Source organism: Streptomyces sp. C (assembly GCF_000158895.1).
GTDB lineage: Bacteria > Actinomycetota > Actinomycetes > Streptomycetales > Streptomycetaceae > Streptomyces > Streptomyces racemochromogenes.
In genome coordinates this window covers 520,170-522,262 of the sequence record NZ_GG657750.1, presented here as the reverse complement: position 1 = coordinate 522,262, position 2,093 = coordinate 520,170, and the positions used below count along the sequence as shown (strand labels likewise).

The following is a 2,093-nucleotide window of genomic DNA, read 5'->3' as shown; positions in this document are numbered from 1 at the left end:
CGGCGACGTGCCGCGCACCCGCCATCCCTGCGCGGACCGCGAGGACCTGACGCTCGTCCACGTCACCCACTTCAACCGGCTCTTCTGGGACAACGGCACCACCCGCACCGAGGTCATCGAACACGGAATCGTCGACCCCGGGCACCTCTACACCGGCGAGCTGCCCCGCGCGGCCGTGGTGACGAACGAACCGATCAGGCGGGGCCGGCACACCGGAACCGACCTCCTGCCCGAGCTGGCCCGGGCGGCGCCGCTGGACGTCTTCGGCATGCGCACCCAGGGCATCGCCCGGCACCTGGGCCTGCCCGAAGAGCGGTGCCGCGCCTACGAGCTGCCCCAGCGCGAGCTGCACACGGCGATGGCCGGGCGCCGCGTGTACCTGCACCCCGTGCGCTGGACCTCGCTGGGACTGTCGCTCCTGGAAGCCATGCACCTGGGCATGCCCGTCGTGGCACTGGCCGCCACGGAGGCCGTGGAGGCCGTGCTGCCGGGCACCGGGGTGCTGTCCACCCGGCCCGAGGTGCTGGCCCGGGCGGTCGTCCACTACCTCAACGAACCCCAGGCCGCCGCCGAGGACGGCGCGCGCGCCCGGCAGGCCGCGCTCGAACGGTACGGCCTCAAACGCTTCCTGGCCGACTGGGAGCGCCTGATGACGGAGGTACGGTCATGACCCCCACCACCGCCCGTCCGACGCGGCCGCCCCACCGGCTCCGGCCCCTGTCGCTGGCCCTGGTCTCCGAGCACGCCAGCCCCCTGGCGACGCTCGGCGGCGTCGACGCCGGCGGCCAGAACGTGCACGTGGCCTGCCTCGCCGGGGCACTGGCCGACCGCGGTCACCGCGTCACGGTGTACACGAGGCGCGATGCCCGGGACCTGCCGGCGACCAGCCGGCTGCGCCCGGGCGTGACGGTCCACCACGTGCCCGCCGGACCGGCCGAACAGCTACCCAAGGACGAACTGCTTCCGCACATGCGGGAGTTCGCAGACCACCTGAAGCGCCACTGGCAGGCGACCGGTCCACCCGACCTGGTCCACTCCCACTTCTGGATGTCCGGGATCGCCTCGCTGGCGGCCGCCCGGGAGCTCGGCCTGCCGATGCTGCACACCTACCACGCGCTGGGAACCGTCAAGCGGCGGCACCAGGGAACCGCCGACACCAGTCCGCCCGCACGCATCGACTGCGAGCGGGAGGTCGGATTCGGCTGCGACCGGGTCGTGGCGACATGCCGCGACGAGGTCGACGAACTCGCCAGGATGGGCATCCCGCAGGACAAGGCCGACGTCGTCCCGTGCGGCGTGGACACCGAGCGGTTCCAGCCGGACGGACCGCTCGCCGAGCGCGGCACCGCCCACCGCCACCGGCTGCTCCAACTCGGCCGGCTCGTCCCCCGCAAGGGGGCGGCCCTGTCCATCGCCGCCCTCGCACGCCTGCCCGAGACGGAGCTCGTCATCGCGGGCGGCCCCCCTCCCGGCCGTCTCGACTCCGACCTCGAAGTGCGGCGGTTGCGCGCCATCGCCCGCGGGGCGGGCGTGCTCGACCGCGTGCGCTTCGTCGGCGCGGTGCCCTGCGACCGCGTGCCGGCCCTGCTGCGCAGCGCCGACGTCGTGCTGTGCCCGGCGGACTACGAGCCGTTCGGCATCGTGCCGCTGGAGGCCATGGCGTGCGGCAGGCCGGTCGTGGCCAGCGCCGTCGGCGGCCAGCAGGACACCGTCGCCGACCGCGAGACCGGACGCCTCGTGCCGCCCGGGGACGTCCTCGCGCTCGCTGCGGCCACCGCCGAGCTGCTGGCCGACGACACGGTACGCCGTGCGTACGGGGCTGCCGGGCGGCAGCGCGTCCTGAGTCTTTTGTGGGTGGACCCAGGTCGCCGCGGCCACGGAACGGTCCTACCGCTCCGTGCTCGCCGGACGCCTGGTGGCCGCCGGAACGACGACGTGAGCCCCCTGCCTCGTCCGCCTGCTCCGTCCGACGAACCCCTCCGGTCCGTCACCACCGGACCGGTCTCCGCGCAGTACCGATCGCCCGAAGGAGGTGGGGGCGCGGACCGTTTCTCCCGAGCGGGCCCGCACCCGACGCGATGAGCCGGACTTCC

The 2,093-nt window shown here is 74.5% G+C and carries 1 protein-coding gene and 1 pseudogene; both read left to right on the top strand.

What is annotated here, in order from left to right:
• Nucleotides 1-670 (top strand): glycosyltransferase (locus SSNG_RS02540; RefSeq protein WP_042800426.1); only part of this gene is annotated, 670 nt, incomplete at its 5' end.
• A pseudogene (locus tag SSNG_RS02535) lies at nucleotides 667-1,939 on the top strand (glycosyltransferase). The gene SSNG_RS02540 and the pseudogene SSNG_RS02535, both read left to right, overlap by 4 nt.
• The last annotated feature ends 154 nt before the right edge of the window (nucleotides 1,940-2,093 follow it).